The organism is Rhodococcus sp. A14 (genome assembly GCF_011603105.1).
Classification (GTDB): Bacteria; Actinomycetota; Actinomycetes; order Mycobacteriales; family Mycobacteriaceae; genus Rhodococcus_F; species Rhodococcus_F opacus.
Genome location: NZ_JAAOQS010000110.1, coordinates 21,560 through 29,089, shown reverse-complemented (window position 1 = coordinate 29,089; position 7,530 = coordinate 21,560). Strand labels below are relative to the sequence as shown.

The 7,530-nt window shown below is 69.4% G+C and carries 9 protein-coding genes; all 9 read right to left on the bottom strand.

The window, feature by feature from the left end:
• Window positions 1–12: 12 nt before the first annotated feature.
• Window positions 13–1,110 carry a 1,2-phenylacetyl-CoA epoxidase subunit PaaE gene (gene paaE, locus G9373_RS36930; RefSeq protein WP_167119922.1) on the bottom strand — a complete coding sequence of 366 codons (1,098 nt, stop codon included), beginning with the start codon at window positions 1,108–1,110 and terminating at the stop codon, window positions 13–15.
• 2 nt (window positions 1,111–1,112) lie between these two features.
• Window positions 1,113–1,622 carry a 1,2-phenylacetyl-CoA epoxidase subunit PaaD gene (gene paaD / locus G9373_RS36925; RefSeq protein WP_167119919.1) on the bottom strand — a complete coding sequence of 170 codons (510 nt, stop codon included), beginning with the start codon at window positions 1,620–1,622 and terminating at the stop codon, window positions 1,113–1,115.
• Window position 1,623: 1 nt separating this feature from the next.
• Window positions 1,624–2,541, bottom strand: coding sequence for a 1,2-phenylacetyl-CoA epoxidase subunit PaaC (gene paaC, locus G9373_RS36920; protein WP_037203486.1), 918 nt, complete (start codon window positions 2,539–2,541; stop codon window positions 1,624–1,626).
• A gap of 8 nt (window positions 2,542–2,549) precedes the next feature.
• Window positions 2,550–2,855 carry a 1,2-phenylacetyl-CoA epoxidase subunit PaaB gene (paaB, locus tag G9373_RS36915; RefSeq protein ID WP_167119916.1) on the bottom strand — a complete coding sequence of 102 codons (306 nt, stop codon included), beginning with the start codon at window positions 2,853–2,855 and terminating at the stop codon, window positions 2,550–2,552.
• Window positions 2,852–3,805, bottom strand: coding sequence for a 1,2-phenylacetyl-CoA epoxidase subunit PaaA (gene paaA / locus G9373_RS36910; protein ID WP_005250773.1), 954 nt, complete (start codon window positions 3,803–3,805; stop codon window positions 2,852–2,854). Before paaA ends, paaB begins: the two co-directional genes overlap by 4 nt.
• Before the next feature lie 86 nt (window positions 3,806–3,891).
• A complete protein-coding gene (locus G9373_RS36905; protein WP_005250771.1) occupies window positions 3,892–4,683 on the bottom strand; it encodes an enoyl-CoA hydratase-related protein in 792 nt (263 codons plus the stop codon).
• A gap of 40 nt (window positions 4,684–4,723) precedes the next feature.
• Window positions 4,724–5,578 (bottom strand): 3-hydroxyacyl-CoA dehydrogenase family protein, encoded by an 855-nt coding sequence (locus G9373_RS36900; RefSeq protein ID WP_167119913.1) that lies wholly within the window; start codon window positions 5,576–5,578, stop codon window positions 4,724–4,726.
• Window positions 5,575–6,300: an enoyl-CoA hydratase/isomerase family protein gene (locus G9373_RS36895; RefSeq protein ID WP_167119910.1), complete on the bottom strand. Its 726-nt coding sequence runs from the start codon at window positions 6,298–6,300 to the stop codon at window positions 5,575–5,577. Before G9373_RS36895 ends, G9373_RS36900 begins: the two co-directional genes overlap by 4 nt.
• Entirely contained in the window at window positions 6,297–7,517 is a 1,221-nt protein-coding gene (locus G9373_RS36890) for a thiolase family protein (RefSeq protein WP_167119907.1), read from the bottom strand. The genes G9373_RS36895 and G9373_RS36890 overlap by 4 nt, the downstream gene beginning before the upstream one ends.
• Window positions 7,518–7,530 lie beyond the last annotated feature (13 nt).

Sequence of the window (7,530 nt, the reverse complement as noted above, 5' to 3'; positions counted from 1 at the left end):
GGCTGGGTATGGTCAGGCGTCGAAATCGACGGTCACGTCGTCGCTGACCGGGAAGGTCTGGCACGTCAGCACGAAGCCGGAGTCGACCTCGTAGTCCTCGAGCGCGTAGTTGCGGCGCATGTCCACCTCACCGCAGGTGATCTTGGCGCGGCACGTTCCGCAGACGCCGCCCTTGCAGGCGAACGGAAGGTCCGAGCGGTACTTCTCGGCGGCGTCGAGGATCGATTCGTCCCGCGGCAACGTCGCGGTGGTCGAGCGACCGTCGAGAACCAGGGTCACTTCACTGCTCGGCCCGGTGACGCCGGGCTCGCGGTGGGTTTCCATTGGCGGGGGCACGTCGTCGACGAAGAACAGCTCGTGATGCACGCGGCCCTTGTCGATCTGCAAGTCGCCGAGAACCGTCTCGGCGTCGGTGACCATCCCGTACGGTCCGCACAGCCAGAAGTGATCGATATCGGCCACGGGGACCACGGCGTCGAAGATGGCCCGGAGCCGGTCGGCGTCGAGACGGCCGGTGAACAGCTCGACCTCGCGGGGCTCGCGGGACAGGACATGGATGATGTCGAAGCGCGACCCGTACGTGTCCTTGAGGTCGGCGATCTCCTCGGCGAACATCACCGAGCGGGTCCGCCGGTTGCCATACAGGAGAACGACTTCGGCCTCGGGATTCGCGAGCATCGATGCGGCGATCGACAGCATCGGCGTGATGCCCGACCCGGCGGCGATCAGCACGTGGCGACCACCGGCCGCGGGGTCGGCGACGAACGTTCCGCTCGGGCCCTGCACCTCGATCCGGTCGCCGGGGCGGACGTCGTGCACGAGCCACGTCGAGAACAGACCGTCGGACACCTCGCGCACACCGACGCGCGGCGCGGAACCGGCCGGGGCGCTGATGGAGTAGGAGCGGCGGTGTTCGACACCGTCGATCGTCCGCCGCAGCGTGAGCGACTGTCCGGGGCCGAACGCGAACTCGTCGGCGAGCTCGGCCGGAACGTCGAACGTGACCGCGACCGCGTCGTCGCACAGGGATTCGACGTCGGCGACGGTGAGGGTGTGGAACGCCCGGTTGCGCAACGCCGCACCGGGTTTCGGGGAGACCGCTGTGGTCATGGTCAGATTTCCTTCACGTGATCGAAGGGTTCGAGGCAGTCGAGGCACCGGTAGAGCGCCTTGCACAGCGTCGCCCCGAATTCCGAGTCGAGCCGGGTGTTCGCCGAGTTGCACTTGGGGCACGCCACGGGTCGCGGCTTGACGGTGAGCGTCAACGGCACCGGACCCGATGCGCGTCGCGGCGCGGGACCGGGTGTCGAGTAGCCGTTCTCGCGGAGCTTGCGCCTGCCGTTCTCGCTGATCCAGTCCGTGCTCCACGGCGGCGACAGGACGGTCTTGACCTCGACGCTGCCGAACCCGGCGTCCTGCAGGGTGTGCTCGATGTCGTCCCGCATGGTGGCCATCGCGGGGCAACCGGAATAGGTGGGGGTGATGGTCACGACCACCGACCCGTCGGCGTATTCCTCGACGTCGCGCAGCACACCGAGATCGGCGAGCGTGAGCATCGGCATCTCGGGGTCGAGCACGGATTCGGCGAGGCGACGGGCGTCGCTGCGCACGGCGGTGGTCATGTCACCACACTCCTTCGGGATGCGCCCGGGCCACGCTCTGCATCTCGGCGAGCAGCAGTCCGAGCGCCTCGGTGTGCAGCCCCTGCCGGCCTGCCCGACCGCCGACGGTGCCGACGGTCCGGCCGGTCGGGGCGGTGAGCTCGGCGGCGTGCAGCACCTGCTCGAGCACCGAATCGAATTCCTCGCGCACGTCCCGCGGGTCGACGCCCACCCCCACCGCAGCGAGCGCAAGCTCCTCGGTGGTCGGGACGAACAGTTCCTCGACGTACGGCCACACGTGGGTAAGCGCCGCTGCCATCCTGGTCTTCGACTCCTCCGTGCCGCAGCCGAGCGTCACAACCCAGCGGGCCGCGTAGTCGCGGTGGTAGGTGAGTTCCTTGACGCCCTTCACCGCGACCGCCGCGAGGACCGGGTCCCGGGACGTGCGGAGACGATCGAACAGCGCGAGACGCCACGTCGAGAACACCAGCAGTCGCGTGATCGACTGAGCGAAGTCGCCGTTGTCGAGTTCGGCCAGCCGGGTGTTGCGGAACCGATTCTCGTCCCGGAAGAACGCGAGCGCGTCCTCCGCGGGAATCGGGCTCGTGTCCGAGATGTACGGCACGACCGACGCATCCGCCGCGGCCGCACGGGCGAGCAGCAGTCGCGCCTGACCGAGCAGGTCGAGTCCGACGTTCGCGAGCGCAACCTCTTCCTCGAGTTCCGGTGCGCGCGTGCTCCACTCGGCGAGACGCTGTGAGCTGATCAGTGCATCGTCACCGAGCATCAGGCAGTAGCCGGCCAGCGCGGAGAGGTCGACGTCCTCCGGAACCGTGGTGTCGACACCCGCGAGGGGGTCGTCGAAGCTGGTGCCGAACGCCCACTGGCCGTGGCTGTCTTCGTCGACGAGGCCTTCGTAAGCATTGTCGTGGTCGGTCATCGTCAGCCTCACATGTGGGGAACGTTGTCGGGGATCTCGTAGAACGTGGGGTGCCGGTACACCTTGTCGCCGCTGGGCGCGAAGAAGGGATCCTTCTCCGACGGGCTGGACGCCACGATCGAATTGGACCGCACCACCCAGATGCTCACGCCCTCGTTGCGGCGGGTGTAGACGTCCCGGGCGTGCCGGACGGCCATCTCGTCGTCGGCGGCGTGCAGGGATCCGACGTGAACGTGGTTGAGTCCGCGCTTGCCGCGCAGGAACACCTCGTACAGGGGCCAGTCCGCGCGCACTGCGTTGTCGTCCGTGCTCATCGTGCGTTCTCCTTGCTGCTCTCGCGGCGGGCGAAGGCCGTCGCGGCCTCCCGCACCCACGCCCCGTTCTCGTGTGCTGCCCGCCGGTTGGCGACGCGCTCGACGCTCGATGCGCCGTTGCCCTTGATCACCTGCATGAACTCGCTCCAGTCGGGCTCGCCGAAGTCGTGAGCGCCGCGCTCGGCGTTCCACTTCAGGTCCGGATCCGGGAACGTCACGCCGAGCACCTCGGCCTGCGGGATGGACATGTCGACGAACCGCTGACGAAGTTCGTCGTTGGTGTGCCGCTTGATGCGCCACTTCATGGACTGCTCGGAGTTGGGCGACTGATCGTCCGGCGGTCCGAACATCATCAGCGCCGGCCACCACCAGCGGTTCACCGACTCCTGCACCATCTCGCGCTGGGCGTCGGTGCCGCGCATCATGGTCATCAGCAGTTCGAAACCCTGACGCTGGTGGAAGGACTCCTCCTTGCACACCCGGATCATCGCCCGCGCGTACGGCCCGAAGGAGCTGCGGCACAACGGGACCTGGTTGCAGATCGCGGCGCCGTCGACGAGCCAGCCGATCACGCCGACGTCGGCGTAGGTCAGCGTCGGGTAGTTGAAGATCGAGGAGTACTTCTGCTTGCCCTCGATCAGCTTCTCGGTGAGGTCGGCGCGGTCGGCTCCGAGCGTCTCGGCCGCCGAGTACAGGTACAGGCCGTGTCCGGCCTCGTCCTGAACCTTCGCCATGAGGATCGCCTTGCGACGCAGCGACGGCGCGCGGGTGAGCCAGTTGCCCTCCGGCTGCATGCCGATGATCTCCGAATGCGCGTGCTGCGCGATCTGCCGGATCAGCGTCTTGCGGTAGCCGTCGGGCATCCAGTCCCGCGGCTCGACCCTCTGGTCGGCTGCGATGGTGTCATCGAAGAGCTCTTGCAGCTCATCGGAAGCGTGTGACGTGGTCATATGTCCTACCTCTATTACCGAATGATCGGTTGGTATCAAGTATGCATGTCAGCTCCCGCCCACACAAGGGCGGGAGCCGAATTACGTCAGTGGCCTTCGAAGGCGGGCGTGCGCTTCGCGAGGAACGCGTCGACCGCGCTGCGGTGATCCTTCGACCGGCCGAGCTGCTCCGCGGCCTCGCGCTCCCGCTCGAGCGCCTCCGACAGCCCGCTCGACGCCGCCGAGACCAGCGACTTGACCTGCGCGTACGCGGCCGTGGGACCGTCAGCCAGCTTCCGCGCCAGCGCAGTGGCCGCGTCCCCGAGTTCGGCGTCGGGAACCACCCGGTGCACCAGCCCCCAGTCCAGCGCCTGCGCCGCCGTGAACCGGTCGCCGAGCATCATCAGCCCGGTCGCCCGGCTCGGTCCCAGCGCCTGCACCAGGGTGTGACTCAGCCCGGAATCGCCGGCCAGCGCGATCCCCGTGAAGGCCGTAGCGAACTTCGCGCCCTCCCCCGCGATCCGGATGTCGGCGGCCAGGGCGATGCCCAGCCCCGCCCCGACGCAGGCCCCACCGACCGCGACGACGACCGGGACGCGGACCCCGGCCAGCGCCCGGAGCAGCGGGTTGTAGTGCTCGGCGACGGTGTCCATCGCGTGCGCGGCGTCCGCCTCGAGGCCGGCCACGTGCTCGGCCAGGTCCTGGCCGACGCAGAAGTTCTTGCCCTCCGCCTGCAGCAGCAGGGCACGCACGCCGTCGTCGGCGGCGACCTTCTCCACCGCCGCCAGCAACTGTTCCTTCACCGCGCGGTCCAGGGCGTTGGACGCGCCCGCGCGGCGCAGGGTGATGGTGGCCAGTCCCGCGTCCACGGAAAGTCCGACCACGTCGTCAGTGCTCATGAGAATGTGCCTCCTGCTGGTTGTGGTGTGCGTGGCCCGGTCAGGACCAGGTGAAGAACCCCTGGCCGGTCTTGCGGCCGAGTTCCCCGCCCGCGACCTTCTCGCGCAGCAGCGCCGGCGGCGAGAACCGGTCACCGAGCGTCTTCGCGAGGTGCTCGGCGATCGCGAGCCGGACGTCCAGTCCGACCAGATCGGTGGACCGCAGCGGCCCCATCGGGTGGCGATAGCCCAGTTCCATGGCCCGGTCGATGGACTCGGCGTCGGCGACGCCTTCCTCGAGCATCCGGATCGCCTCGAGCCCGAGGCACACGCCGAGACGGCTGGTCGCGAAGCCGGGGGAATCATTGACCAGCACCTCGGTCTTACCGAGCTGGGCGACCCACTCCCGGACCTTCTCGACGACGCCGGCGTCGGTGGCGGGGGCGCGGACGATCTCGACGAGCGTCGACGCCGGAACCGGGTTGAAGAAATGCATGCCGATCAGCCGCGCCGGGTCGTTCAGCGCCGCGCCCAGGCCGGCGATGGAAATAGAACTGGTGTTGCTGGCGATCACCGTCGACGAGTCGACCGTCTTCTCGACGAGCGAGAGCACGGACAGCTTGAGGTCCACCAACTCCGGCACCGCCTCGACCACCAGATCCAGGGCCGGCGGAAGCGCATCGGGGGCGGCCACCGTCGACACCCGTCCGAGGATCGTCGCGGGATCGACGTCGCCGAGCTTGCCGCGTTCGTGCGCGCGGTCGAGTCCGTCGGACACCCGCTTCAGGGCCGCCTGCCGGTCGCCGCTCTCGGCGATGGTGACGGTGGAGCCGAGGGTGGCGAAGACCTGCGCGATACCCGCGCCCATCCGGCCGCCGCCGACCACTCCGACGTTCTTCGGTGCTGTGCTCGTCATTTCTTCTCCAGAAAGGCAGTCATGCGGTCGTGTTTGTCGCGGCTCTCGAACAGCACCGCCTGGGCGATGTCGTCGGCGAACGGGTGCGAGCCCGGCGCGTCGACGATCATCTTCGTGAGCTTGAGCGCCAGCGGCGCCGAGCGCGTGATGCGGTCGATGACCTTGTGCGCTGCATCGATGTGCTCGCCGGGTGCGACGACACTCATCACCAGCCCGCTGCGCAGCGCGTCCTGCGCGTCGAGGTTCCGGCCGCCGAGCAGGACCTGCTTGGCGACGGACGTGCCGACCAGTTCGGGCAACCGGTAACTGGCCCCGGCCGCGGCCATGATCCCCAGCCCCGGCTCGGGGTTCCCGAAGACCGCGGTCTCGGTGGCGATGCGGATGTCGCACGCGTAGGACAGTTCGGCGCCGCCGCCGAGCGCGTACCCGCTCACCGCCGCGACGGTGGGCAGCGGCAGCTTCGCGATGCGGTCGAACAGATTGCGGTTGATGCCGGCGAACGCCTCGTCGCGGCCGCGTTCGCGTAGTTCGGCGATGTCGGCGCCGCCGGCGAAGTGGTCGCCCTCGCCGGTCAGCAGCATCGGCTTCAGCGTCGCTTCCAGCGAGGCGCACACCTGGTGCAGTTCGCCGATCATCTCCGCGTTGATCGCGTTGCGCTGCGCGGGACGGTGCAGCGTGACCACCATCCGGTCGTCGCGGTCCTCGATTTTCAGTGTGTTCACGGCGCCTCGATCAGCATCGCGACGCCCTGGCCGACGCCCACGCACAGCGTGGCGAGCCCGCGGCGGGCGCCTTCGCGTTCCATCCGGCCGAGCAGCGTCAGAAGGATCCGCGCACCCGAGCAGCCCAGTGGGTGGCCGAGTGCGATGGCGCCGCCGTCGGCGTTGACGATCGACTCGTCGAGCTTCAGTTGCCGGATCACCCCGAGCGACTGCGCCGCGAAGGCTTCGTTGAGTTCGGCGGCGCCGAGGTCGGAGATCGACCAGTTGGCGCGGGCGAGGGCCTTGCGGGTGGCCGGGACCGGGCCCAGACCCATGACGTTGGGGGCGATGCCCGCGCTGGCGCTGGTGACGATGCGGCCGCGGACGGTCAGGCCGTACTTCTCCACCGCCGCCTCGCTTGCGACGACCAGTGCCGCGGCGCCGTCCGAGAGGGAGGACGACGAGCCGGCGGTCACGATGCCGTCCTTGCGGAACACCGGTTTCAGCGAGCCCAGTTTCTCCAGCGTGGTTCCCCGCCTGGGGGTTTCGTCGGCGGTCAGTTCACCGTCGCGCACCGGCACGGGCACGATCTCGCGCTCGAACCGGCCGGCGTCGACCGCCGCGATCGCCCGCTCCTGGCTGCGCAGCGCGAAGGCGTCGCTCTCGGCGCGGGTGATGCCCTCGAGCGCGGCGACCTCCTCAGCCGTCTCGCCCATCGACAACGTCACCTTGCGGACGTCCGGTCCGGCCCCGACCGGAACGTCCCGGTCGGTGGCGGTGAACCGCGGGTTCGTGAAGCGCCAGCCGAGCGACGTGTCGGCCACCTCTCCGGGGCGTGCCCACGGGGTGCCGGGCTTGGCCATCACCCAGGGTGCGCGGGTCATCGATTCGACACCGCCGGCGATGACGATGTCGGCCTCGCCGCTGCGGATGGTGTGCGCGGCGGAGGCGACGGCGGTCAGACCGCTCGCGCACAGGCGGTTCACCGTGTAGCCGGGAACGCTGTCCGGCAGGCCCGCGAGCAGCACGGCCATGCGGGCGACGTCGCGGTTGTCCTCGCCGGCCTGGTTGGCGGCTCCGAGGATCACCTCGTCGACGGCGTCGCCCGGGATTCCGGCCCGGCGGGCGGCCTCGGCCACGACGAGACCGGCAAGGTCGTCGGGGCGCACTCCTGCGAGCGCTCCGCCGTATCGCCCCTGCGGGGTACGGGCTCCGTCCACCAGAAACACTTCGGCCACAGTCTTCTCCTTC